Source organism: Desulfonatronum parangueonense (assembly GCF_054656975.1).
On the sequence record NZ_BAAHXH010000003.1, the window covers coordinates 1,183,964 to 1,208,735 of the forward strand.

At 54.6% G+C, this 24,772-nt stretch carries 28 protein-coding genes and 1 pseudogene; 9 read left to right on the forward strand and 20 right to left on the reverse strand.

Features of this window, described 5'->3' with window-relative positions:
• Nucleotides 1-160 precede the first annotated feature (160 nt).
• From ACYQ15_RS05565 to ACYQ15_RS05595, 7 genes are all read right to left on the reverse strand, one after another.
• On the reverse strand, nucleotides 161-742 hold the full coding sequence (locus ACYQ15_RS05565; RefSeq protein WP_459936534.1) for a tetratricopeptide repeat protein: 582 nt from the start codon (nucleotides 740-742) through the stop codon (nucleotides 161-163).
• Between the two features lie 7 nt (nucleotides 743-749).
• Nucleotides 750-1,307: a cysteine peptidase family C39 domain-containing protein gene (locus tag ACYQ15_RS05570; protein WP_459936535.1), complete on the reverse strand. Its 558-nt coding sequence runs from the start codon at nucleotides 1,305-1,307 to the stop codon at nucleotides 750-752.
• A complete protein-coding gene (locus ACYQ15_RS05575) occupies nucleotides 1,282-1,683 on the reverse strand; it encodes a PA2779 family protein (RefSeq protein ID WP_459936536.1) in 402 nt (133 codons plus the stop codon). The genes ACYQ15_RS05570 and ACYQ15_RS05575 overlap by 26 nt, the downstream gene beginning before the upstream one ends.
• A 243-nt stretch (nucleotides 1,684-1,926) precedes the next feature.
• A complete protein-coding gene (locus tag ACYQ15_RS05580; protein WP_459936537.1) occupies nucleotides 1,927-2,130 on the reverse strand; it encodes a PLD nuclease N-terminal domain-containing protein in 204 nt (67 codons plus the stop codon).
• Nucleotides 2,131-2,254: 124 nt separating this feature from the next.
• Entirely contained in the window at nucleotides 2,255-2,461 is a 207-nt protein-coding gene (locus ACYQ15_RS05585; RefSeq protein WP_459936538.1) for a DUF1328 domain-containing protein, read from the reverse strand.
• Between the two features lie 88 nt (nucleotides 2,462-2,549).
• The gene (locus ACYQ15_RS05590) at nucleotides 2,550-2,861 is read right to left on the reverse strand and encodes a BON domain-containing protein (protein WP_459936539.1); all 312 of its coding nucleotides are present in this window, start codon (nucleotides 2,859-2,861) and stop codon (nucleotides 2,550-2,552) included.
• An 849-nt stretch (nucleotides 2,862-3,710) separates the two neighbouring features.
• Nucleotides 3,711-5,123 (reverse strand): hypothetical protein, encoded by a 1,413-nt coding sequence (locus tag ACYQ15_RS05595; RefSeq protein ID WP_459936540.1) that lies wholly within the window; start codon nucleotides 5,121-5,123, stop codon nucleotides 3,711-3,713.
• Nucleotides 5,124-5,320: 197 nt separating this feature from the next.
• On the opposite strand from ACYQ15_RS05595, the gene ACYQ15_RS05600 reads away from it, so the two are divergent.
• The 6 genes from ACYQ15_RS05600 to ACYQ15_RS05625 all read left to right on the forward strand — a co-directional run bounded on the left by ACYQ15_RS05600 (nucleotide 5,321) and on the right by ACYQ15_RS05625 (nucleotide 9,179).
• Nucleotides 5,321-5,866 (forward strand): PRC-barrel domain-containing protein, encoded by a 546-nt coding sequence (locus tag ACYQ15_RS05600; protein WP_459936541.1) that lies wholly within the window; start codon nucleotides 5,321-5,323, stop codon nucleotides 5,864-5,866.
• A 212-nt stretch (nucleotides 5,867-6,078) separates the two neighbouring features.
• Nucleotides 6,079-6,609: a PRC-barrel domain-containing protein gene (locus tag ACYQ15_RS05605; RefSeq protein ID WP_459936542.1), complete on the forward strand. Its 531-nt coding sequence runs from the start codon at nucleotides 6,079-6,081 to the stop codon at nucleotides 6,607-6,609.
• Nucleotides 6,610-6,904: 295 nt separating this feature from the next.
• Nucleotides 6,905-7,321: a hypothetical protein gene (locus ACYQ15_RS05610; RefSeq protein WP_459936543.1), complete on the forward strand. Its 417-nt coding sequence runs from the start codon at nucleotides 6,905-6,907 to the stop codon at nucleotides 7,319-7,321.
• A 43-nt stretch (nucleotides 7,322-7,364) separates the two neighbouring features.
• The gene (locus tag ACYQ15_RS05615; RefSeq protein WP_459936544.1) at nucleotides 7,365-8,228 is read left to right on the forward strand and encodes a PRC-barrel domain-containing protein; all 864 of its coding nucleotides are present in this window, start codon (nucleotides 7,365-7,367) and stop codon (nucleotides 8,226-8,228) included.
• A gap of 122 nt (nucleotides 8,229-8,350) precedes the next feature.
• Nucleotides 8,351-8,554 (forward strand): DUF3185 family protein, encoded by a 204-nt coding sequence (locus ACYQ15_RS05620; protein ID WP_459936545.1) that lies wholly within the window; start codon nucleotides 8,351-8,353, stop codon nucleotides 8,552-8,554.
• A gap of 22 nt (nucleotides 8,555-8,576) precedes the next feature.
• Nucleotides 8,577-9,179, forward strand: coding sequence for a PRC-barrel domain-containing protein (locus tag ACYQ15_RS05625; RefSeq protein ID WP_459936546.1), 603 nt, complete (start codon nucleotides 8,577-8,579; stop codon nucleotides 9,177-9,179).
• Nucleotides 9,180-9,303: 124 nt separating this feature from the next.
• Here ACYQ15_RS05625 and gap read toward each other — a convergent pair whose 3' ends face one another.
• From gap to ACYQ15_RS05670, 9 genes are all read right to left on the reverse strand, one after another.
• Complete coding sequence (gene gap, locus ACYQ15_RS05630) at nucleotides 9,304-10,296, reverse strand: type I glyceraldehyde-3-phosphate dehydrogenase (protein WP_459936547.1); 993 nt, start codon at nucleotides 10,294-10,296, stop codon at nucleotides 9,304-9,306.
• Complete coding sequence (locus tag ACYQ15_RS05635) at nucleotides 10,293-10,637, reverse strand: sll1863 family stress response protein (protein ID WP_459936548.1); 345 nt, start codon at nucleotides 10,635-10,637, stop codon at nucleotides 10,293-10,295. The genes gap and ACYQ15_RS05635 overlap by 4 nt, the downstream gene beginning before the upstream one ends.
• A 316-nt stretch (nucleotides 10,638-10,953) precedes the next feature.
• Nucleotides 10,954-11,202, reverse strand: coding sequence for a ferredoxin (locus ACYQ15_RS05640; RefSeq protein ID WP_459936549.1), 249 nt, complete (start codon nucleotides 11,200-11,202; stop codon nucleotides 10,954-10,956).
• A gap of 35 nt (nucleotides 11,203-11,237) precedes the next feature.
• Entirely contained in the window at nucleotides 11,238-11,552 is a 315-nt protein-coding gene (locus ACYQ15_RS05645; protein WP_459936550.1) for a sll1863 family stress response protein, read from the reverse strand.
• Nucleotides 11,553-11,590: 38 nt separating this feature from the next.
• On the reverse strand, nucleotides 11,591-12,544 hold the full coding sequence (locus tag ACYQ15_RS05650) for an L-lactate dehydrogenase (protein WP_459936551.1): 954 nt from the start codon (nucleotides 12,542-12,544) through the stop codon (nucleotides 11,591-11,593).
• 32 nt (nucleotides 12,545-12,576) lie between these two features.
• Entirely contained in the window at nucleotides 12,577-14,970 is a 2,394-nt protein-coding gene (gene ppsA / locus ACYQ15_RS05655; RefSeq protein ID WP_459936552.1) for a phosphoenolpyruvate synthase, read from the reverse strand.
• 486 nt (nucleotides 14,971-15,456) lie between these two features.
• On the reverse strand, nucleotides 15,457-16,161 hold the full coding sequence (locus tag ACYQ15_RS05660; protein WP_459936553.1) for an endonuclease/exonuclease/phosphatase family protein: 705 nt from the start codon (nucleotides 16,159-16,161) through the stop codon (nucleotides 15,457-15,459).
• Between the two features lie 6 nt (nucleotides 16,162-16,167).
• On the reverse strand, nucleotides 16,168-18,309 hold the full coding sequence (locus ACYQ15_RS05665; protein ID WP_459936554.1) for a VTT domain-containing protein: 2,142 nt from the start codon (nucleotides 18,307-18,309) through the stop codon (nucleotides 16,168-16,170).
• A gap of 487 nt (nucleotides 18,310-18,796) precedes the next feature.
• Nucleotides 18,797-19,015 (reverse strand): dodecin family protein, encoded by a 219-nt coding sequence (locus tag ACYQ15_RS05670; RefSeq protein WP_459936555.1) that lies wholly within the window; start codon nucleotides 19,013-19,015, stop codon nucleotides 18,797-18,799.
• A gap of 30 nt (nucleotides 19,016-19,045) precedes the next feature.
• Between ACYQ15_RS05670 and ACYQ15_RS05675 the strand changes: the two genes are divergently transcribed.
• The 3 genes and pseudogenes from ACYQ15_RS05675 to ACYQ15_RS05685 all read left to right on the forward strand — a co-directional run.
• Nucleotides 19,046-19,303: a hypothetical protein gene (locus tag ACYQ15_RS05675; RefSeq protein WP_459936556.1), complete on the forward strand. Its 258-nt coding sequence runs from the start codon at nucleotides 19,046-19,048 to the stop codon at nucleotides 19,301-19,303.
• Nucleotides 19,290-19,466, forward strand: coding sequence for a type II toxin-antitoxin system RelE/ParE family toxin (locus tag ACYQ15_RS05680; protein WP_459936557.1), 177 nt, complete (start codon nucleotides 19,290-19,292; stop codon nucleotides 19,464-19,466). The genes ACYQ15_RS05675 and ACYQ15_RS05680 overlap by 14 nt, the downstream gene beginning before the upstream one ends.
• Nucleotides 19,467-19,731: 265 nt before the next feature.
• Nucleotides 19,732-20,004 (forward strand): annotated as a pseudogene (locus tag ACYQ15_RS05685) (helix-turn-helix domain-containing protein); the annotation flags it as partial.
• A gap of 200 nt (nucleotides 20,005-20,204) precedes the next feature.
• On the opposite strand, the gene ACYQ15_RS05690 reads toward ACYQ15_RS05685, so the two are convergent.
• From ACYQ15_RS05690 to ACYQ15_RS05705, 4 genes are all read right to left on the reverse strand, one after another.
• Nucleotides 20,205-20,606 carry a type II toxin-antitoxin system MqsA family antitoxin gene (locus ACYQ15_RS05690; protein ID WP_459936558.1) on the reverse strand — a complete coding sequence of 134 codons (402 nt, stop codon included), beginning with the start codon at nucleotides 20,604-20,606 and terminating at the stop codon, nucleotides 20,205-20,207.
• A 2-nt stretch (nucleotides 20,607-20,608) separates the two neighbouring features.
• The gene (locus ACYQ15_RS05695; RefSeq protein ID WP_459936559.1) at nucleotides 20,609-20,734 is read right to left on the reverse strand and encodes a type II toxin-antitoxin system MqsR family toxin; all 126 of its coding nucleotides are present in this window, start codon (nucleotides 20,732-20,734) and stop codon (nucleotides 20,609-20,611) included.
• Between the two features lie 281 nt (nucleotides 20,735-21,015).
• Complete coding sequence (gene cls / locus ACYQ15_RS05700) at nucleotides 21,016-22,485, reverse strand: cardiolipin synthase (RefSeq protein ID WP_459936560.1); 1,470 nt, start codon at nucleotides 22,483-22,485, stop codon at nucleotides 21,016-21,018.
• A 493-nt stretch (nucleotides 22,486-22,978) separates the two neighbouring features.
• Nucleotides 22,979-24,598: a B12-binding domain-containing radical SAM protein gene (locus tag ACYQ15_RS05705; RefSeq protein WP_459936561.1), complete on the reverse strand. Its 1,620-nt coding sequence runs from the start codon at nucleotides 24,596-24,598 to the stop codon at nucleotides 22,979-22,981.
• Between the last annotated feature and the right edge of the window lie 174 nt (nucleotides 24,599-24,772).

Sequence of the window (24,772 nt, forward strand, 5' to 3'; positions counted from 1 at the left end):
CATCTACCATTTTTTGGTAACTCTCATAACAAATCAGGTCAATATGGAACAGCCCGGAACAAGCCCAGTAACATCATTCCTGAATCAGGACACAAAAAGCAGTATTTTTTCATAAGTTACGATGAAGGGATAAAACACAGCCGACCTGCCCGGCCGATCATCATTCCTGGGTTGAGAAATGGAGGCGTTGTTGCAAAAGGCGGATGTCGTGATGGAGCGGATCATTGACGGAAAGGCCATGTAAAGCGGATTCCAGGAGTTCCATTGCCAGGTCCATGTCGCCTTTTGCCGCGAAAACCATGGCTCTGGTGCTTTTGAAGAATGGATTGGCCGGTTCGGCATCCAAAGCCAGCCCTGACCACCGCAATGCTCCGGCAATATCGTTCTGCTTGAGCAGGACATAAGCCAAATTGTTCATCGCTTCGGGGTTTTCCGGATTTCTCCTCAAGGCCTGACGATAACTCGTCTCCGCGGCCAGCCAATTCTCCAGGGCGGCATGGACGTTGCCAAGATTGATCAGGGGCTGTTCCCAGCCACGGTCTTTCTTCGCGGCGGACGCATAGGCTTCAAGGGCCAAGGCCATTTCTCCGGAAGCCTCGTAGGAAACCCCGAGGTCGTTGTATTCCTGAGCGTTCAGGGGGTCGCTGAGCAGCACTATCCGGGGCATGGAACAGGACATCAGGCTGAGCGCCGCCAAGAAACACAGAACCTTCAGCAAGGTAAACTCCGCACGAAAAGCCATTCTCCCCCTACTCCACCACAAGATAGAGGTTGTTCATCCCCGCCCAACGAGAAACAAGTTCGTCCGCGGGCATCAGGACATTTGCCCATTCTCCGGCGTGCATCAGGAATCCGTCCCGGGCATGACCGAAAACAACGACGTAATGCCCCCTGCTCACAACGCCTCTGCCCATTTCCAGCAAAAGAATCACCGGATTGCCGGAGTTGATCCGCTCCTTGAGCAGTTCCAGGTCGCCTCTGCCGGCCTGGGTGCTGAAACCAAGACCCCGGGCATGGTTTTCCATGTCCGGCAGCAGGGTTCTGCCCAGGGCCGGCGTGAAAACATCTCGGGTGATTTCGTCCAATATGGGATTATGACCAAGAAACATCAGAACGGATGCCAGGGCCGCGGGACCGCAGTCGTTTTTCCGGGACTGGGGAACAAATGGCACATCCAGGAAAACAGCCTCTTCCGGAAGCTCCGGCAGAAGCTGTTTTCCTGAATGCGAGCCGCATCCCTGCCCGCTCAGAGCAAAGGCAAAGAGAAGGAAGAGAAGGACTTTATTGAATGACGATGCGTCGATCACTGAGTTTCAGAATGACAATGACCAGGATAACGATGACCAGAAGGCCGATTACCGTGCCGATGGCGTCGCCGCCGCCGACGTCATGGGAAAGGCCGGCCAGTTGATGCAGCTGTTCGTCGCTCATGCCGTCCAGTTTGGCCAGCACTTCATCCTTGGTCAGCCCGAAGTCCGCCAATCTTTGCGCAACGATCTTGTGTTCCAAGGCAGCCTGAATGGATCCGATACATGCACTTCGCTCGGAGATGAGTTCTCCGGATGAAAACCGGCTCTGGGCCAGGAACGCCTCGGCATTGTTGGGGATCAACGCAAAAATCGCGTACGCGATCAGAACCGTCCAGCATAGCCTTTGGTTGAAAAACCATTTGTCACTCTTCATGTCTGCTCCTCGTTGTCATCGTGGGGTCGCATCGACCTAAAGCATTCGCATCCGGTAATCATCAGCAAATCTGATGTATGGCCATCCTTCGACACTGGATTCAGGCTTCCACCGGCTGACATGTCTCGACCACACTTTCTCCAAGTCAGTCAAATATGAATTTTTCCAATGTTGAGCAGTTGCCGCCTCCGAACAATCTTTCAAATCACGGACGGCATCAGCACGATGACCCCTCTGCGCCAATCATCTTCGTACAGGGTGATTCCGGACCGGGCGAGGCCCCGCGAAATACCAGATGATGAGTCCGACTACCGGAAAGATGAGAATGATGACCGTCCAGAACACTTTTGCCCCGGTGGACGCATTGCTCTGAATGGTCCGGATGATGGCCCAGATGCAGAGAATGAAAATGATCAGTCCGAAAAAACCGCCGACTTCTACTCTCACGGGATCCCTTCCTATGTTTCAGGTTTGTTGTGCAAAGTCCAGCACCTCACGCTCAGGAAAACGTAATTACCTCAGCACATACGCTGGCGGTATGTGCTGAATAATTACGGATGATTTTGCAAAGTCATGAAAGAAACACATATGGAACAAGATAACCTACCTCCGCGGCAGGCGCCCGCGTTCCTCCAAAAAAGAAGCTGATGATCAACAGGATCAGAAAAATCACAAACAATACTTGAGCAATCCATGCGGAAGTGCCCGCGATTCCGGAAAATCCGAGAATACCGGCAATGATGGCGATAATCAGGAAAACAATCGTCCAGCCTAGCATGTCAACCTCCTTGAATCACATCATAGTTGCCTATCCATGTGATGTTGTGGGTGAGATGCGATCGGCAAGCCTTCAGAAGTATTGCTGGCTATTGATCGCTAATATTGAGCAGATTGTTCACGCCGACGACGCCGTCCACGGAACGCGCAATTTCTTCCGCTCGTTGCTTTTGATCCACGTTCTCGACACCGCCTGTGAGAGTGACCTCTCCTGCATAAGTGTTCACGGAGACGTCCAGCCCACTCACAAAATCGTCTTCAAACAGAAGGGCATTGACCTTGGTGGTAATGACGGAATCATCGAGTATCTCCCCTGCCGTCCTGTCGGCCAAGGCCTGGTTCATCATGAATATGGAGAACAACAGCCCCATCAATATCATCAACCATTTTCTTCCAACCATTACTCCCTCCACCTTTCTGTTTGAATTGTTCGATCCTGCTTGACTCTGCAACTGACCCGGCTGTCTTGGCTTTACGGTCGAAATCTTTCTTCCGTGAGTTCGCAACATTTCAGTACGTATTTGGCGCAATTTCCTCGACATCCAGTCAGCACCCTCCTTGAAAGTTCTTAACCGCCTCAATTTCCATGCCAAATATCTGCCCACGCAACATACTGAGATCATAGGCACAACTTGACATGGACGATTAGAGATGCCGCGGCATTTTCTTGAAATTTAATAAGATATTGTAATTTGTTCATCTATATAAAATAGATGCAGCAATGATCGAAAATTATTGTTTATTAAGAAACATATTCAGCCAAATCAAACTAAACAAATGAATAGTTGTCTAAACCATTCATAATCAGTCATATTTTCTGGTACTGCCTGAATTCGTAGCATTCAATTAGGTAGGGAGTGGATGCCAAATACGGAGTACTCCCCATATTCAAAGCAGGCCGAAATCATAATCTTAATACCTAACGAAGGCGGGGATTGCGGCAGCGCGGCTTGTTCAGCCGGAAACACCTTCGGCTGAACAACGGAAAGCCGAACGTTTATCCACAATCCATATCCTAATTGTGAACAGGAACCTGTTGTTTTTCTGCGGCATCCGTGGGGTTGAACAATCCTGCACCAGGGGCCGCCAAAAGATGTACCCAACCAAGGATGGTCGCGGAAATTTCAACATCCTAATCCCAGGAGGTGGATCATGAGCAGCAATTATCCATGACCTTCTGATCCCAATCGTCCAATCCGGCTAAATTCAACCTTCTAAAACTTAATAGGAGATTTTCCATGCGTACATTGTTAGCAAGCATCATCATCGGCCTCCTGGCTCTGAATCCCGCTTTTGCGCAAGATCAAAATGATGAGGAAACTCGCACTCAAATCCAGATCCAACAAGAAAGAACGGATCAGGAAAGAAATGGGGAGCGGGACACGAATCGACAGCAGCAACGGCAAAGAGAAGGCACGCTGGAACATTCGCGCACTGCTGACGAGTATCAGCAGCGCCAGCGGCAGCTGCAGCCTCAGGATCAAAACGACAACAATCAAGACAGGGACCAGGACCAACAGCGCCAGTGGCAGCGTGACCAGGACCAGGATCAGCAGCGCCAGCAGCAATGGCAGCGTCAGCAGAATCAGGAACGCGATCGCAACAATAACAACCAGAACAGGGATAGAGACCAGGATCAGCAGCGCCAGCAGTGGCAGCGTGACCAGGATCAACAGCGCCAGTGGCAGCGTGATCAGGATCAACAGCGCCAGCAGTGGCAGCGTGACCAGGACCAGCAATGGCAGCGTCAGCAGCAGTGGCGTGATCAGGACCAGGACCAGCAATGGCAGCAGCGCCAGCAGTGGCAGCGCGATCAAGATCAACAGCGTCAGTGGCAGCGTGACCAGGACCAGCAGTGGCAGCGTCAGCAGCAGTGGCGTGATCAGGACCAGGATCAGCAATGGCAGCGTGGCCAGCAGTGGCGTGATCAGGACCAGGATCAGCAATGGCAGCAGCGCCAACAGTGGCAGCGCGATCAAGATCAACAGCGTCAGTGGCAGCGTGACCAGGACCAGCAGTGGCAGCGTCAGCAGCAGTGGCGTGATCAAGACCAGGATCAGCAATGGCAGCGTGGCCAGCAGTGGCAGCGTGACCAGGAGCAGCGTTTGTGGCGGCCAGGAGATCCAGCTGATAGGGATCGTCGGTGGGACCAACAGAGACAGCGTGAGCAGCAGTGGCGCGATCAGGACCAGCGGTTCAACGGCCAGCGTCAGTGGCAGCGCGACGAGGACCAGGAGAGGCAGCGCGGCCAGCGCCCCACAACTTCCCAGATTCTCGGCGCCCCTGATCAGGATCAACAGCGCCAGTGGCAGCGCGATCAGGATCAGCAGTGGCAGCGCGGCCAGCAGCGCGATCAGGATCAGCAGTGGCAGCGCGGCCAGCAGTGGGGTCAGGACCAGCAGTGGCAGCGTGATCAGCAGTGGCGCGACCAGGATCAACAGCGCCAACAGTGGCAGCGGCAGCAGGACCAGCAGTGGCAGCGTGAGCAACAGTGGCGCGATCAGGATCAACAGCGCCAGCAGTGGCAGCGACAGCAGGATCAGCAGTGGGGTCAGGACCAGCAGTGGCAGCGTGATCAGCAGTGGCGCGATCAGGATCAGCGCAGATGGCAGGATCAGGAATGGACGCACCAGTGGCGCCCTGGCGATGATGCCGATCCGCATCGCTCCAACGTACCCCAGCGGCATCGGGATGACTTGCGCTATCCCAGCACTTTCATGAGAGATGACACGCAGCGTAACTGGTAACACAACTATTTTCCATCACCAACAAGCCTGGTCGAGTTTGCTCGACCAGGCTGTGCATCCGCACGGAATTTTCCGACTGGATGCATAAATATAGATAGACTTGGAGGTCCATCATGAAAACGTTACTTGCAAGCATCATTATTGGATTGTTGGCCATGAGCCCGGCAATTGCGGCTCAGCAGGGCGACAGCGGTTACGGCCACGGACAGACCGGCACCCAGCATCAGATGCAACAGGATCAAATGCAGCAGGATCGTATGCAGCATGATCAAATGCAGCAGGATCGCATGCAGCATGATCAAATGCAGCAGGATCGCATGCACCAGCCCGGTGAGAGAAGAACGGAAGTCCAGCCTCGTGAGGGTTATGATCGTGTTTCCCCTGATCTGATTTCCGTAAATGATCTGCAAAATGCCGATGTCTATGATGCTCAGGATGAGAATGTGGGCAGCATTGAAAAAGTCCTGGTCACCCAGGAAGGCGAGATTGAAAAAGTGGTCGTTGATGTCGGCGGCTTCCTTGGAATGGGCGCCCGCAGCGTGGCCCTGGATTTCGATGAAATCGACATCCATAAGGACAATGACGACGATCTTCGGGTTTATATCGATATGACCGAGGAAGAACTGCGAAACAAGCCTGAATTCCAAGAAAACAACTAGTATCAATGGATTGCCCTCGTACGGCATCCATGAAGCTGTCCGGGCATCGAGCAATCAGAGGCCCGGACAGCTTTTTTTTACCTGCAACCTACAGAACTTGATCCACTGCATGAAGCAGATTCAGCGGCAGGTCTGAAGCGTTGAGCGGATTACGACGAAGTAGTTGCGAAACTTCCTTGAAAAGCAACGAGAACACCAGCCAGGAGGATAAAATGAAAACATTGCTGACCAGTATCATGATCGGATTGTTGGCCCTGAGCCCGGCATTTGCAAGTCAGGACCAGCAGCGTCCCGCCGCCGGCCAGACCCAGGAGGAAGGAGCGGACAGTCGAACCCAAGCCCAAAACAATGAAGAAAGGGATATTCTACCCAGGTATGATCCTGAACGGGAAGTTGTCCTCGATCCGGCACGTCCTCTCAGAGCTGTCGAGGTGGATCCTCTGGAAGGCTATTCCAAGATTTCTCCGGAACACGTCTCTGCGGACAATCTTCGCAATGCCGATGTTTTTGACCCAAATCACCAAAACCTGGGGAATGTGGACGAAGTTCTCGTCACCCAGGAAGGCATTATTGAGCGTGTGGTCGTTAATGTTGGCGGCTTATTCGGATTGGGCGCACACAGCGTTGCCATCGACATTGATGAAGTCGAGATCCATCAGGATGCGGAAGACGAACTGCGTGTTTATGTTCCCATGACCGAGGAAGAATTGAGAGAGCAACCGGAATACAGCCCCGCGAACTAGTCCGACAGTGTTGGCTGCCAGTGTTCAAGCATTCTCAAGCCCGGGCTGATGACCTGGGCTTTTTCATTCCACTGCCACCCTCATGAAGTAGATGACATTACGGGTGACAGAGAAGAAGAATACGGGAATGTCCCTATTCCCCAAATGACGACAATCCGTAAAGTTGGAACTGGAAATGGCAAAATTTTCAGGAGGAAAGTTCATCACGGGTCAATGAACTGTGAAGAATACAAACTGGAGCGGCCTCCTCTTCGCGATCACCAACATAACAAAGGGAGCCTCCATGAAAAGATTCATGTTTAGCATCATCATTGTATCATTGGCCATAAGTCCCGCATTTGCCGAGTCCCGGAATCAGGAACAACCTAGCGATCAGCAAATGCATCAGGAAGTTGAAGTTCAGGAACATTCAAGAACCAGTGACGGAGAACCGACCCAGTGGCAGCCAGAAGGCGCCCCGGAAGCCTACGGCCATATTCCCGCCGGGCCGGATCGTAAAAAGCAAGAAGGCAAATTGGAAAATGATCGGCGACCTCACGAAGAATATTCCGATTCCGAAACTCGGGAGCAGCACGATCAAGACGGGAAGAACGAAACTCTTCGCAATTCAAATATTCGGGATTGGGAACACGGAATCCAGGGTGGCGCTCATCGATACGACAACGACATCGGCCGCAGCACAACCCGGATACATAGAGACACAGGCGAGTAGAATGCTTCACTCAACCTAACTTTTACAGGAAAGGAGAACCACCATGAAAACATTGTTTCTCAGCATTATCATCGGCTTATTGGCTTTGAGTCCGGCATTCGCGGATAGACACGGCAATATGTTTGTCGACCCTCAGCAGATGGACGAGCAAATGACGCGTGTATCCGACATCATGGACAAGGATGTCTATGCATCGGGCGGCGGTGACGTACCCCGTTCCGTAAGCCAGGAACCCGACGAGTGGGAAAATGTCGGATCCATTGACGATCTTATCCTTTCCCGTGACGGCGAAATCAAGGCCGTGCTGGTCGATGTCGGCGGCTTTCTCGGCATGGGTGCGCGGACCATCGCCATCGACATGGACGCGCTGGAAGTCGTGCAGCGAGAAGGTCAGGATGAATTCTATCTGGTTATTCCAGCAACCAAGGAAGAGCTTGAGAATGCCCCGGAATTCAGGGAAGACCAACAGATGCGGGAAGAATACCAACGTGATCGGCAGTCTCCTGACCACACGGGAGGCGTTGGACAGCCCCGCGTGAACACCGAAGAGCGGCCGGAGCAGTACGACGAGACAAGAGATCAGCAGTATAACGACAGACAGGCCCAGGAAGGCTTCAACCGTGTATCACCGCAAATGATGACTGCGGATGACCTGCAAGGTGCCGATGTCTACGACATCAACAATGAAAATATTGCCAATGTTGATGAAGTGCTGCTCTCTCCCGAAGGCGAGGTCGAGGGCGTTGTCGTGAAAGTGGGCGGCTTCCTCGGATTCGGTGGACGCGATGTGGCCCTTGATATCGATCAGATCGACATTCAACGAGACGGGGAAGACGATATTCGCGTGTACGTTCCGATGACTGAACAGGAACTGCGCAACCAGCCTGAATACAGAAGAAACAACTAGTCATAACCGTGCCACGGCACGACCCGAAGCTGTCCAGGCACGGAACAATCTGATGCCTGGACAGCTTTGTTTCAAACACGGAAAGAAGAAACGACAACTCGCAACAAGAAGGAGACGGATTCATGAACAGCCAGCAGATAATTGGCATTGCACTTCTTGTGATCGGCATTATTATGCTCATTTTCGGATACCAGTCTTCTCAAGCCGTGGATGATCAAATTTTCGAAGCCTTAACCGGAAGGTTCACGGAATCCACCATGTGGCTGCTGATTATCGGCGGCGTTTCTTCCGTCGTCGGACTCGCGCTCTTGTTCGTCAAAAAGTAACTGCTCAACAAAGGAGTGACTCATGAAAGCTTTGATCTTTAGTTTGATTATTGGATTGTTGGCCTTGAGCCCTGTTTTTGCAAATGAAACCAGCAATTTAGAAAATTATTCCGGAAGCGATGCTTTCATCCTCCTTGCCGCAGCCGATGAAAGAGCAGCGGGAAGTCCGGAAGGTCGTTCAAACGAACGAACCAATGACCAGCAGCAAGCCGCCCCTGAAAATGGAGATGATCAGGATATGGGCGACGTATATCGTCGCACCACCTATCCGCCGTCTCCGGAAGGGACCACCCATTTGCCGGAAGGTGAGCATTACAGACCCGATCCTGGCCAGGGTTTTGAGCGGGTCACCCCGGAAACCATTACCGTGGACGAACTGAGGGACGCCAATGTCTTTGATGTCAACCACGAGAACATCGGCAATGTGGAACAGGTATTGATGGCTCCCGATGGTCAAATTGAACGCGTCGTGATAACCGCCGGTGGTTTTCTCGGTGTCGGGGGACATACCGCCGCCGTGGACATGAATGACATCGACATTTTCCTGGGCCTGGACGACGACATCAGGGTCTACATTCAGATGACCGAGGAAGAGTTCGAAAATCAGCCGGAATATCAGGAATAGTCATCTACTCTGGAATCGCATAAAAAAAGTCCAGCATGGTTTGTCCATGCTGGACTTTTTTTATATGAACACAAGATTGCTCCCGCGCAAGCCGGACTTCGGGCGCAAACTTCAGGCGTTTGTCTTACAGCTTCGATCCCACGTATTTGACCATTCTCAGCATCTGGTTATTGAATCCCATTTCATTGTCGTACCAGGCAAGAACCTTGACCAGGTTTCCCTGGATCACCGCCGTGCTTCGCCCATCAATAACGCATCCATGCGTATCACCGACAATGTCGCTTGAAACAATGTATTCATCCGAATAGCCCAGGGTCTCGCTTTGCAGACGGCGAAACGCCTCATTCACTTCATCCGCTGACGTCTGTTTTTCCACCACGGCGGTCAAATCCACAATGGATCCGTTCGGATTCGGCGAGCGGATGGCGAGGCCGTCAATCTTGCCCTCCATTTCCGGCAGCACCTGCCCCACCATTTTCGCAGCTCCCGTGGACGTGGGCAGGATGTTTATGGCCGCAGCTCTGCCTCTCCGCGGATCCTTGGGGTTCGTGCTGTCAAGGATAGCTTGGCTGGTGGTATAGGCATGAACCGTGGTCATCAGCCCTTTCGTGACGGTGAACTCCTTGTGCAGGGCCAGAACCACGGGCGCCAGGCAATTCGTGGTGCATGAGGCCACGGAAATGATGTTATGCTGCGAGGGATCGTACTGATCATGGTTGACGTTGTAGACCACCGTCAGGTCGGGTTTCTTGCCGGGCGCGCTGATGATCACCTTCTTGGCGCCCCCGTCGAGATGCATCTGGCAGGATTCGCGATCCACGAACATGCCCGTGGCCTCGACAACCAGATCAACCCCAAGATCGCCCCACTGCCACTCGCCCTTGCCGGCGCTGGTCATTTTGATCTTCTTGCCGTCGACGATAATGCCGTCGTCGTCGGCGCTGACTTCTCCCGGCCAGTTTCCATGCACGGAATCGTACTTGAACGTATAGGCATAGGTCGAAGGACTTTTTCGGGCATTGAACGCCACCAGCTCCACTTCCGGATCCTGCATCACCAGGCGAGCGAAATTCTTACCGATCCGGCCGAAGCCGTTGAGTCCGATACGTAATGTCATGATTCCCTCCTCTCATGATCTTGATCCCGTTCTTTTTCGGAATCATGTGTAAATTTTAATTTTAGCGAGGCATAACTTTCATTGAAGGATTCCCAAGATCTTTCAAAGCCGTCCTTAAGCTTTTCCCAGGAGGATTCATCGGCTGCCTGCATTGCGGCGACTTTTTTCTCAAGTTCATCCCGCTCTTCACGCAGGCTTTCCAGTTGTTTGTTGTACTCGTATTTCTTTTCAGGATTGGAAATGCTGAGTTTTGTCCTGAGTTGGACAATATAGCCGTACAATTCATCGATCCTGCGCTGCATATCCAGAATATATTCATTTTTGGTATTTTTGTTGTTCATACTGATTTTCCTCCTGTTCCAAGGACGACTGCTTAACATTCCAAGCATCGTCATAGAGAAACACCCTGCTTTCGCCGATATGACTTGTGGGGGGATCTGGCTCTTCGGATTTACAAAGAAAGTCGAAGTCCAGGTGGAATTGGTCCGGCTTGCCTTGATTATGTGGCCTTGTCTCCCTCGCCTGTCCTGCGTTTTTCCAATGACATAAAGGGTATTGCATCATGGAATAAGCAGAGTTGTTGCGAAGGCGACATAGGAGTTTGCAAGGCAGCCAGATCAAGGCAAGCCGGACCAAGTTGAAGTATTGCCAACCTCATTACATTTGCCAACCAAAAGCCTCTACTTCCATGGGTCTCCTGGACGGCTTGCGCGACCAGGAAATCCGGATACTTTCCTGAGGACAACTCTCCATGGCCTCCTCGATAAATTCAGACGGGCCTCCTCTGGCCATGATTACAACGCCCTTCGCCGCATCCTCATCCAGACGAAAAACCTGTGGGCAGATGGATTCGCAAGTGCCGCAGCCGATACATTCATCCTGATCAATCACGATTTTTCCCAGCATTTGAATTCTCCCTTGATGTAATGGTTATTCCAACTTCATTTGGTCCTGCCTTCATGGAAGCCCTTCTGGAATTCCGACTTGGATTTCGCAAAGCTTTCCATCCAACTGTCCCAGGATGTTTCAATACCTTCCGTTGCCTCATCACCGGGAACATCTTCGGAACGCTGCAGTTCCGAAATCTTGTTTTCCAGAGATTGACGTTGATTACGATAGTCTTCCATCTGAAGATACCTTGCCTTTATCTCAGCTTCGAACTGATGCACCTTGTACGCCAGCCTGTCGATCTCGGCGTTGCATTTATCAATCTCGGATTGCAAACTCTTCAAGTATGCATCTCGTTCTTCAGACATGATCTTCTCCGCACAGTTGCTGAAAGCGAACGACATGCTCAATAGCCGATGGAATCAAGACCTTCACGTAGGATACGTGCTGATTCAAGAAGCGCATTGAGTTCAGATTCGGCCAGAGGATTTGCCAGCACGCGGTCCACGCCCTGGGCGCCGACAATGCTGGGCAGGGAGAGGCAGACGTCCTTGATGCCGTATTCGCCCTGCATCAAGGTTCCCACGGTCAGTACGCTGTGCTGATTCATGACTATCGCTTCCGTGATCCGGATCATGGCCAGACCGATGGCGTAATAGGTGGCCTGCTTCCGTTCGATGACGTCGTAGGCTGCTGTCCGAACGTCGTTCTCGATGGCCTTTTTTCGGGCTTCGATGGATTTGCCGCAGGACTCGCAGTAGTCATCCAAAGGAATTCCCGCGATGTTCACCCGGCTCCAGACCGGCACCTCGCTGTCTCCATGCTCGCCGATGACGTATCCGTGCACGTTGCGCGGATCGACGTTGTAGAATTCGGAAAGCAGATGTCGAAAGCGCATGGTGTCCAGCACCGTGCCGGAACTGATCACCCGTTGCGGCGGCAGGCCGGAAACCTTGAGCGCCACATGGGTCAGAATGTCCACCGGATTGCTGACCATGAGCAGAATCGGGTTTGAGTTGTTCTCCATGATTTGGGGCACGATGTCCTCGACGATCTTCACGTTGCGCTTGGCCAGGTCCAGGCGGGTCTCCCCCTCCTTCTGGTTCGCGCCCGCCGCGATGACCACGATCTGGGCATCCCTGCAAAGCTCATATCCGCCGGCCTGAATATCCATGGGTTTCACGAAGGGCAGCCCGTGGCTCAAATCCATGGCCTCGCCCTCGGCCCGGGCCGCGGTGCGGTTGATCAGCCCGAGTTCGCGGACCAGCCCCTTGATGGTCAGGGCGTAGGCATAGGACATGCCTACCAAGCCTGTTCCAACGATGGTCACCTTGCGGTGGCTGTACACATTTGGTTGCATTAAAATCTCCGATAACGGTTCAGGTTCTTGTCTCATCCGCCCTGCTCCACCTCGGCAGCTCGCCGGGTGACCTTGAGCACGCTGTCCGGCTGCAGGGAAATGGAGTCGATTCCGGATTTCACGAGAAAAGCGGCGAAATCGCTGTTGTTGCTGGGCGCCTCGCCGCAGATTCCCACCTTGCGCCCGGCCTTGTGCGCCGTATCAATAAGCATCCGGATCAGACGCTTGACCGATTCTTCACTCTCGTCGAACAGGTGGGACAATTTTTCGGAATCCCGGCTGATGCCCAGGACGAGCTGGGTCAGGTCGTTGGAGCCGATGGAAAATCCGTCAAAGCGTTCGGCAAAGGCCTCGGCTTCCAGGATGTTGGTGGGTATTTCGGCCATGACATAGACTTCCAAATCCTTTTCCCCCCGCTTCAGGCCGTTCTCGGCCAGGACTTCCAGAACCTTGTCCGCCTCGGCCGGAGTGCGGCAGAAAGGAATCATGATCAGGACGTTGGTGAACCCCAACTTTTCGCGCACCATGCGGATGGCCCTGCATTCCAGGGCAAAGCCGTCCCGGTAGTCCTCGCTGTAGTAGCGCGAGGCTCCCCGCCAGCCGAGCATTGGGTTTTCCTCTTTGGGCTCGAACTGCCGGCCGCCGATGAGGTCGGCGTACTCGTTGGTCTTGAAGTCGCTCATGCGCACGATCACCGGATGGGGATGACGGGAAGCGGCAATGGTTCCGATGCCCCTGGCCAGCAGTTCCACGAAATAGTCCTTCTTTTCGGCATATCCCTGGGTCAGCTCCCTAATCTTGTCCTTGGCCTTGTCGTCCTCGACGTCATCAAAACGGGTCAGCGCCAAGGGGTGGATCTTGATCACGTTGTTGACCAGATACTCCATCCGGGCCAGGCCCACGCCCTTGCAGGGCAGCTTCCACCAACGCATGGCCGCCTGGGGCGCGCCGATGTTGAGCATGATTTGCGTCTTTGTCTCAGGAACGTTTTCCAAGTCCACGTCTTCTTCCTCGTACTCGAGGATGCCATCGTAGACGAAGGCTTTGTCGCCCTCGGCGCAGGATACGGTCACTTCCTGGTCGTCCCGCAGCTTTTTCGTCGCGTCGTTGGAGCCCACAATGGCCGGAATGCCCAGCTCGCGGCTGACAATGGCGGCATGGGACGTGCGCCCGCCGTGATCGGTGACAATGGCCGCGGCGCGCTTCATGATCGGAACCCAGTCCGGATCGGTCATGGTGGTCACCAGGATGCAGTCGTCCTTGAAGTCATCGATCTGCTCGGCGCTCTCGATGACGCAGACCTTGCCCGCGGCAATGGACTGGCCGATGCTCAGGCCGCTCACCAGACGCTCGCCCTCCCCTTTGAGCCTGTAGGTCTTCATGCTTTGGCCGGTCTTCCGGGAATGCACCGTCTCCGGCCGGGCCTGGACGATGTAGATCTTGTCCTGCTCCCCGTCCTTGGCCCATTCGATGTCCATGGGCTTGTCGTAATGATCCTCGATAACCTTGCTCCAACGGGCCAGTTGAAGAATTTCCTCGTCCGTCAGCACGAAGGAACTTTGCTCCTCCTCGCTGGTCGACACGTTCTTCGTGGGTTCGGCTCCGTCCTTGGCGTAGATCATCTTTTTTTCCTTGGCTCCGCGGGTCTTTTCGATGATCGGTTCGATGCCGTCCTTGCCGAGAAAGGGCTTGAACACGGTGTACTGATCGGGGTTCACCGTGCCCTGGACCACGTTTTCCCCCAGTCCCCAGGCAGCGTTGATCAGGACCACGTCCGGAAATCCTGAATCCGTATCCAGGGTGAACAGCACTCCGGAACCGGCCAGATCCGAGCGGACCATCTTCTGGATGCCCACGGAGAGGGCGACCTTCATGTGCTCGAAACCCTGTTCTTCCCGATAGGAGATGGCCCGATTGGTGAACAGGGAGGCGAAACACTTCTTGCAGACCTCCAGCAGATCGTCTTCTCCGGTCACGTTCAGATAGGATTCCTGTTGTCCGGCAAAGCTGGCCTCGGGCATGTCCTCGGCCGTGGCGCTGGAACGGGCCGCCACATCCACGTCCGTCGCATCGTAGCGCTTGCCCAGTTCCCGGTAGGCATCGCGGATGGACTCGGCCACCTCCGCGGGCATCTCCCCCTGCTTGAACAGGTCGCGGATGGATTGCCCCGTGTCCTTCAGGGATGACTTTCCCTGCTGATATTCACCGAGCAGTTCCTTGATCCGGTCTTCAATGTCGTTTTCAGCCAGGAACGCGCGGTAGGCTTTGGTGGTCGTGGCAAATCCATCGGGAACACGAATATCTTTCTCCTTCAGGGCCATGATCATTTCACCCAGAGAAGCATTCTTGCCTCCGACCTGAGGCACGTCGTTGGAACTGAGATCGTCAAACCACCGTACATAACCGTCTTGGCGAGATTCATTCATAAGCAGTCAATTCCTTTTGGGTTTCGACATGGTTCGAGTCCGTCCGGTCCTTGAACACGTTATTGATCCCCGTCCGGGATCACGAGTATTCAGGCCGGACATCTTCCGCCTGATTGTTCACCAGTTGCTGAACGTATTGTGTAACCACCCAGCTCGTCCGAATAAATCCGGACTGGATACCCGCCTTCGCGGGTATGACTGATCCGGAGACGGCATAATACAAACAAGTCATTCCCGCGAAGGCGGGAATCCAGGTCATGCTTGTCACAAGTTCGTACATAGCTGACCTCTTTCCATTCTGTTGAGCGGTTACCGTATTGTTTGAATAACCAAATCCAAGGATTTATTGAAATACATGATTCCCTGTAGATTGATTATGAGAGATGGGTACTTCGCGAAATGCTCGCGGCAGATGCAGCGCCGCTCGCGGCGTGCGACAGGATGCAGTTCCGGAATGGAGTGATCCAGTTCAGGCTGATATATGGATCAGCAACACTTGATCGTGGCAACCACGGGGTAATGATCCGAGGTTGTTCTGGCGAGCTTGCTCTTGTGGACGTGGATCTCGATCAGGTGCTGGTCCGGGGCGACCAGAATCCGGTCCAAAGCAAGCAAAGGGAAGAAGGTGGGAAAGGATCTTGGGGCATGGAGACACTTGAAAATGGTCATTATCTTTCGAAAAGGGAAACACCACGGCAACCATTCGTTGAAATCGCCCATCAGAATGGTCATTTCCCGGTGGTCGATCTCCTTCAGGATTTCCAGAAGCCGCTGATGCTGTTTGCACCGTTCCATGAACCGCAGGCCGAAGTGCGTGTTTAGGACCCGGATCAATCCGGATTCTGCTTGCAGATCCACGTCCAGAACAGCGCGGGGTTCATGGCTGCCCACGCTGATGTCGTGCCGGCGAACGTCGCGAATAGGCAGGTGCGTCAGCAGGACATTGCCGTAGAAGGCCTCCTTGCGCATCAGGGTCTTGCCCACGACCAGCTCCATGCCCAGTTCTTCGGCCAGGATGGAGGGAGTGATCTTGTGCTTGATGTGTTTGGGAAAATTGACTTCCTGAAGGCCGATAACGTCCGCGACCATCTCCTGCAGAACCTTGAGTCCGCGGAATGGGTCATAGAAACTGTCCATGCCTACCCATTGATGGACGTTATATGTCACCGCAGTCAGCAGGGGTACGGTCATCGGCCCTCAGGTAAATCTGCGTTTGAGCCATCTGGTGGTGAACACAAGAAAAACCAGGGCGGCGATCATGATCAGGACGTTGCTCAGGTCGGGTTGTCGCAGAAAGGCCAAGAGCCGGTCGGTGAAGATCGTCACGGCCAGGATGCCCGGAGTCATGCCCAGCAGTGTGCCGAGAACATAGTCGAAAAAGCGGATATGCGATGCGCCGGCAACAATGTTGACAATGGTATACGGTGCCACGGGCACGATCCTGATCAAGGTCACGCTCAGTACGCCGTGCTTGGCCAGGTGCTTGCTGATCCGGTTCAGCCGGCTGCCGGCCATGTTCTGGATCCGCTCGCGGCCCAATTTCATGCCTACGAAATACAGGACAATGGCACTGGCCTGGGTCCCGGCAAAGGCCGTGAGCATCGCGGGTATGGGTTCCAGCAGGATGGCCGTGGCGCCGATCATCACGGTCACCGGAAACAAGATAAAGCCGCCAAGCAGATAAACCATGACGATCAGCGGATATATGGTCCAGCCTCTCGCCATGCCCTCCATGGTCTCGGCCAGGACTTCCCGGTTTGCGTACTCGGAAAGGGCCGTAAAGTGCCATGCTCCGGCCAGTCCGACCAGCGCCAGAACACCCAGTACAACCCACAGCCATTTTGCCCGCAGCCAGCTGTGTTGCGTCGTCTCGTCAGGAATGAAGACATCCAGCAGGCGGTCGATTTCCAGGGGGCGTTTCGGGTCCACGATTTCCGATTCGGTGACCAGTTCCGGGAACTGCTCTTCCTGAGCCTCTAAGGGGCCAAGTCCGCGAGCTTTCGAGTCGGATCTTTCCGGATTCGAAAGCAGATCCACAACCCGGACAATGGAACCTGTTTCTCTGGTCAGATGATCCACTTCATCCGTCGGAAAACCAAGATGCATGGCCAGCAGCTCGTTTCGCAACCGACGCACTCCGGCTTCCTGTTCCGGTGAAGACGCCTCGATGGCCAGATCGCATTCCGTATCCATGCCCAAAGAGCGATTGGACAGGTTCGACGAACCGATGCGCAGGAAAAGATCATCCACCACCATCAGCTTGGCATGGATCATGATCCCATGCTTGGTTGGTTCTCCGACCCAGGCATGGCGCAGCCGCAACCGGCCATGAACGTCCGCCTTGAGCACCTTTTTCAGGATGTTCACGCGCCGGAATTCCATGAACTTGTTGCCCACCCAGCCATCAACCTCTTTCGGCAGAATGATCACCACGTCCGGACCATGCTCCTCCCGCAACCGCTCTTCCAGGGCTTCGCAGATCACCGTGGACGTGAAAAACTGGTTTTCGATAAAAATGGAGCGCTCGGCTGCCTTGATCGAATCCCTGTACAGGGCTTCCACTTCCCGGACCTCTTGCCGCGACTTGAAGGGCGGCTCCGTGCGCACAACAGCCACATCCACTTCCTTGAACCAGGGCTGGACGGAGTCCGGCCAGGCATCCCACTGGTCATGTCTGTTGACTTTGACGGATTGACGAGTGGCCCGTTGCCAGCGGTCCGCGCACAGATCGCCCAGGGCCGCGGCGGCTTCACCGTCTACGATCATCATCACGTCGTGATATGGCCCGTAGTGATCGCCGGCAGGAGTCGTGCGTCGCGGATCGTCCGGTTCATGGTCGGAAGAGTCCCAACGGTAATGCGACAGATCCAGACCACCGCAGAAACCGATCTGACCGTCAATGGACACGATTTTCTGATGCTGTGACCCGCCGATGGGATGCTCTTTGTCCAGATGAAAAAAAACTCGGGGATGCAACGTCCAGCCCAGATTGAACCGCAGGTTCGGATCGCGCTCCAGGCTCAGGAGCATGGAAAAATCCCAGATCAGGATATGGATTTCCAGATTCGGGTTGTTCTGGGCCAAATGGTTGAGCAATGGTCCCAAAGTGATGGGCGCACCGTCTTTTTCGGCTTCGATCGCGGCATCCCCGCGCAACAACTCGACCTTGCTGTGAATGTCCCAGCCGAGAATGAACATTTGCCGACGAGCTTTCATGGCAGCCTGCCGAAAAGCGGCAAAATAGCTTTCGCCGTCGATCAGCACAGCCGCGCGATGCGCCCTGGCCACCAGACCGCAGTTCTCGCCCGGTCTGAGAATGCGATAATTGTGGTCCTCCATTCAACTCCCTTGTTGAAACTTTCGTAACTATTCAGCGCATGCTCTGTGGTCACTCGCCAGAGCTGGATTCCGGCTTTCGCCGGAATGACGTATCATACCACGTCCTTTCCAAGGTAAGTCATGCCGGCGAAGGCCGGCGCTATCGCTATCCAGTCCGAATTATTCGCGGATGAGCTGGGTAGTTACAAACTTTCCGCGGATATAGGCACTTTCCTCGTAACTGCTCAATAACTCCGGGCAAGTGGACCACACAAAAACACCTGGACCCCGGCCTTCGCCGGGGTGACGACCGAGAAAACTTGCTATCGATGTACTCCATTCCGTCATACCGGCGCAGGCCGGTATCCAGGCAAGACGGATCCGCGTGGTTGGTTGCCCAGCCTTATTGAGCAGTTACCTTTCCGCTCTCATGATCTCTCTTTCTGCACTTCGCCCGCCAGGATCTGTCCGACGATCATGGCGGGCGGCATCAATCGATTAATCGGCCTCAATCCTTGGGATGATATTTGAATGAGACAGTCACCCTGGCTCGATAGGCTACGATTTTGCCATTCTCGATCTTGACGTCGAGCTTGTTGACTTCACCAACCCGGAGATCCCGCAATGATTTGGATGCTTTTTCCACGACCCTCTGGACCGCGTCTTCCCATGACGTCGGACTCGTCCCCACCAGTTCGATGATCTTGTACACGCTGTCAGACTGCATAAACACCTCCATTAAGGGGTTGAAAACGGCATGTTGATCGCGTTGCTGCGGCTCGATCCCGGCCTGCTCGTGAAGACAGGATTGCTTCCCATGCCTTCCGCAGTCGGCACCCTCTCCGCAAGTCTTGCTGCCAGGCTACCAGAAAATGTAACCACTTCCAAGAAACTCGCAAACGGGAGATGTTGTCTCCAGACCCTGCGTGTTCACATCCTGTCGGAAACGAAGAGTTTGACCAGGGCCAGGGGCGGTTTTGCGCTGGATTCGGGAGAAATCGATGACCTTGCCTGAGCATTCCACTAGCGGTACGTATCGGGCAGTCTATACCGTGAGGTTCGCCGAGATCGTATTTGTCCTGCGTTGTTTCCAGAAGAAGAGCACACGAGGGATTGCCACTCCCAGGGAACATATGGAAATTATCAAGCAGAGGCTGAAAGCTGCTGAAGCATTGTAAAGGAGCGTCACCATGGAAAAACAGGACACCAGGGGAATTGAATACGAGGTCGGTTCGGGTAATGTCTACGGTAACTACTCAATAACTCCGGGCAGTGAACCATAGAAAAAACACCTGGACCCCGGCCTGCGCCGGGGTGACGACCGAGGGAACTCGCTTTCGAGGTATTCCACTCCGTCATACCGGCGCAGGCCGGTATCCAGGCAGCACGGATCCGCGGTGGTTGGTTGCCCTGCCTTATTGAGCAGTTACTGCCTATGCGGATCTTGGGCTGCCCGATGCGGACAAGCTCAAGATCAAGACGGATCTGGTCGTCGAAATCATGAATGCCATGGACCGACTGGGCCTGACCCAACAGCAGGCAGCGGAGAGGATGGGGCTGACCCAGCCGAAGGTTTCGGAAATGACACGCGGAAAGCTCGACAGGTTTTCAGAAAGAAAGCTCATGGAGTGCCTGAGCCGCTTAGGCTACGACATCGAGATCCGGATGATGCCTTCCACCAGACCGGTCGGTCATATTCAGGTCGCCGTGGCGTAGACGGACTGCATACAGCGCAGTCCGCTTGGGCCAGTGCTCGAAGCGCTATTTCTCAGGTGAAGGAAGCAAATTCCGAACAGGGCCTGCCCCTTGGGATCATCATCGACAATCCGCCCCCAACGCATTTACCCGAATTATCCCCAAAATCACCGCGCAACATCCCGTAGGGGCACGCCCCCTGTGTGCGCACAGCTGTGAACCTACCCGGTCCTGATCTCTTTGAGCAAGTCAGGATGACGGTCAAGCACCTTGAGGAGTTTGACCAGGGCCATGGGCGGCTTTGTCTTTCCGGTTTCGTAACGTGAAAAGGCATTGACTCCGCCGCCAAAAATCATGGCCGCCTCTCGTTGATCCAGGGCAAGTTTCTTGCGCACGTTGGCGATAAACATGGGGTCGATGCTCGAGGCGTTGACCTGCTTGTTGAACTGCGACATCGCTGAACTGACCCGCCTTGACTCGTCTACATCCAAAAGCACTTCGTCGCAGGCCGGACAATAATTACCCGTCACGTCCTGGATCACGGTTGACTCGCCCTTGTAGGTGTAGGGCCTGTCTCGGATGTCATGGATCATTTCTGCGGCATCGCAAAATGGACACTTCATGATTACAGCTCCTTGAAAGACACGATGAGCACGTCCTCGACAACGGTCAGCTTAAGATAGATTTCGCCCGATGGTGTGAGGGGCATGTAAACGTCCTGCCATACCCGATGGTTGGAATATGTGGTCATGCTCTTGTAGAAATCCTTTGTCGACTATGACAAGATAATTTGAACAATGCCATCAAAATCAAAGCCTAGCTCCGCGGCACCAGCCAATGCCGACATGGTGAACGTACTTTTCCTGCCTCTACAAGAGTTTTGATCTGCGCCAGGCTGCAGTGCGGCGTAGCTTTCTCCATTTTTATTTTTAACCAATCAGGTTAATAGTTGCAAGAAATGATGCGCCCCCAGTCGCCTGACGGATTTCCCCTAATCACGGGATTGCGGCAAGAATGCGGCATCCGCACACCCTACAGCAGGTTGGAGGCCAGACGCATGGCGGAATTGCGGAAGACTTCGTATCGTGACAGGGATTGCAGTCTTTCCAGGGTGTATTCCTCGCAATGGGCCAAATCCGCCTCGAAAAGGGCTTCATGTTGTCCGGCCAGGTCTTCGTCCAGAAACCAGACCATCAGTTCCTTGTGCAGTTCCAGGCTCCGGATGTCGATATTCATGGTTCCTATGGCCAGGAGCTTGCCGTCCACGGTCATGGTCTTGGCATGAAAAAAGCCACGGGTGTAGAAGAAAACCCGCGCACCCGACTCCAGAAGCAGTCCAAGATAAGTATGGGCCGCATACCAAGCGGTCCTTTTGTCCGGGATTCCGGTCATCATCAATCGGACGTCCACTCCGGACAGGGCGGCATTGACCATGGTTTCGTATACCTGATCGTCCGGCACGAAATACGGCGTCTGGATCCAGATCCGTTTGCGGGCCATGCTGATGGCCAGAATATGCGCCCGCCGGGCGGACTGCCATTTGTCCTCGACACTGGTGGCAACAGTTAAAGCCGGAACTTTTGACGCTCCAAGAGGATGCTCCTCCGGAAAGAACCGGGGTGAAAAAAGTGTTTCCCGGGTCGCCTGATACCAGCGCAGGGCGAAGAGTTTCTGCAACTCGGCAACGGCCGGGCCACCAAACCGAACATGGGTATCGCGCCAGGCGGAAAATCGGGAGCCGCCGTCGACATATTCCTGGCCCACGTTGATTCCGCCGGTATATCCCCACAGGCCGTCGATGACCACGATTTTGCGATGATTGCGGTAATTGGCCCTGTTGATCTGCTTGACGTCGGAATGAACCCTGGCGCCCGCCGCGACCAACTTCCGCAATTCCGACTTGGAATATGGCAGACACCCGATGAAATCGTTGAGCATCCGTACTTCCACGCCCGCGGCAATGCGCTCCAGAAGGATCTCCACCAGTTCCGCGGTCAGTTGATCGCACTCCCAGATGAAATACTGGATGTTGATAGTCTGGGTCGCGGCGGCCAGTTCCTGCTTGAGCAGCGCGAATTTTTCAGCCCCGCCAGGCAGGATCCAGACGTCGTACGCCGGCAGAGGCTGGACGCCTTCAGCCTGCTCGATCAGCTGGACCAAGCCGGCGTAGCCATGCTTCTCGGCCCATTTGCGGCCGGCATTGGAATCCTCGGCATACCGCATCCGAATTGAATCGAGGCTCGGTTCGGCCAATGCCCGCCGCAGCTCGTGCAATCCGCTCAGCTCGGCCATCTTGCGCCAGTTCCGGCCGAAAAAATAATAGATGATCAGCCCGACAAGCGGCACCATCGAGAGCACAATCAGCCAGGCCAAAGTCTTGGTGGGATCACGCTGATCATTGACCAGCACCACCAGAACCGTCAGCCAGTACAGAAAAAAACCAACCGCCAGAAACGTCGGCCAGTTTCCAAGAAATTGCCACTCCACCACTATTCCACGCATATCAACCCAGCCTCATTCCATTCTCGCACCATCGATTCCACTCGAAATCGTAACCGAAAGAATCCTTATGCCCGTTCCACAGCCTCTCATGCAAGCATACCCAGAGCGAAACTAATCAGCACATCCGGTGTTTGGTCATTCACCTGCACTGGATTCCGGGGTTCGCCGGAATGACTATTGTACCCATATCCTTTCCAAGTTCACTCATATCGGCGAAGGCCGGTACCCAGCATGGGACCGCCGCACCCCAGTGCGGCAACTTGGGGACTTTCGCGCACGTATGATGTTGCCCGCGCTCAATCGAAATCGCAATCGCAATCGAAATCGAAAGAATCCTCGCACCTTATTCCGACAATTTGGGAACTTTCGCGCTACTTATGATGTTGCGCGCTCATACCGTGCCGCACTGGGGTGCGACGGTCCCAGGCTTACATGCCGCACTGGGGTGCGGCGGTCCCAGGTCTCCCCTACCCGGATCAGGTGATTCCGGGTTTCACTTCTTCAGAAAAAACGGCGCATGATTGGAGGTGAAAATCGGCGGATCGCGGCGCAGGATCGGGGCAATGGCCGGGTGCCGTCGGAATTCGCGGTCCAGAAACCGGCGAACCTTTGCCCGATCCCAGCCAAGGGGATGATGAAAGCCGGCATAGAGGGACAAGTCGTCGTTGCCGTGGGGAATGACGTCCAGACCGGCCCGCCCTCTTCCGGCCAGGGGGAGGTTGAATATGGCCAGGTTCAGGAAGCCGATGCCCCGATGGTTCCTGGCAACAAAGTCCAGGGTCTCCCGGGCCTCGGCTTCGGACTCCGACGGGGTGCCGAACAGCAGATAGACATACGTGCCAATGCCCGCGCTGCGCAGGTTCTCCAGTACCCGTTCGGCCAGGGCCAGGTCCACGCCCTTGGATTCTCCGTCCAGCACGGATTGACTGCCGGATTCCAGCCCGAGTTTGAGCATCACGCAACCGGCCCTGCGCAGTTCACGGCAAAAATCCGGTTCCGCCAACTGACGGTTGAAACGCGCAAAACCATACCAGGGCGCGCCGGGAGGACGACGGATCAGTTCGCGCATCATGGCCGGACTGACCGCATTGTCCAAAAGATGGATCAGGACCGGATGGACTTTGTTCACGAGAATCCGCAAATCCGAAGCGACCACAGAACGGGGAACCGGAGCGTAGCGATTGCCTTCGGCCTTTTCCGGACAGAAGGCGCAACGATTCCAGTAGCAGCCCCGGGAAGCACTGTATGGCAGAATCGGCCCAGGTGAAAAATACTCGGTCAAGGGCAGGTCACTGAAATCCGGAGTTGCATGTGCCGGATTCGCTGCGTCAATTTTGCCGAATCGCTGCAGCAGCGCCTCTTCCCCCGGCCCGGAAACCATCTCGTCCACCAATCCCGTAAAGGCATGAACGGGATATTTGTAAGAACGTTGCATCGAATCCGCATCCAACATTAAGGATGGGCCACCGCGTGCGTCCCCGGGTGCGTGGTCATCCGGACCATGGCAGCTTGGCCCCTGCATCCAGGACGTCACCAGTCCGCCGCCCAGGATAATCGCCAAACCCGGCCACTGGCGACGGACGTACCCAACCATGGCCATGGTGCACAGGGCTTGACTCAGATAGTTCAGGGAAAAACCCACTGCGCCGGGCTGGAATTCATCCATCGCCTCGGTCAGGCGCGAAGCAAAAATATGGAAAAACGGATTGGTCTCGGGATGCTCCGCGGCCTGGAGCAGATCCGCGCTCCGCGTGGGTGACAGGGTGTCGTCCTGGTAATTGGCCAGGGACAGATGCACGTCTGGTTCGGAAACCGTTTTCTCCAGCACCCTGTTCAGGTCGGCCACTGTGCGTTGGTAGCGGCCCGAAACGGCATACGTCTCCGGCCGACGGATCAGCTCCAGATTCTTCTCGCGGTTGCGCACGGCTCGCAGGGTCCAGGTGTCCGCGGCATGCACTGGGCCCTTCATCAGGGCCAGCATGCCCTCCAAATTCATGTCCACCACGGCGCATCCCACCCCCGCCCCGCGCAGCACTCCGGCCAGCACGGCGATGCCCGCCGGCGGTTCGGACGGCTTGGCAATGGGAGGGTAAACGAAAAGAATGGAGGTCATAATGTGACTTTGCAAAACAAAACCAGGGCGAGCGCAAAGGGTCGCCTCTATATCATTACCGCATCATACAACTGTAGGTGTGCCCCGGGAGCATTACGCGTTTCTGTAAATCGGGATGCGAGCATTGCGCATTTTTTGATGAGCTTCACCCATTTAGATCGTCCCTTCAGGGCT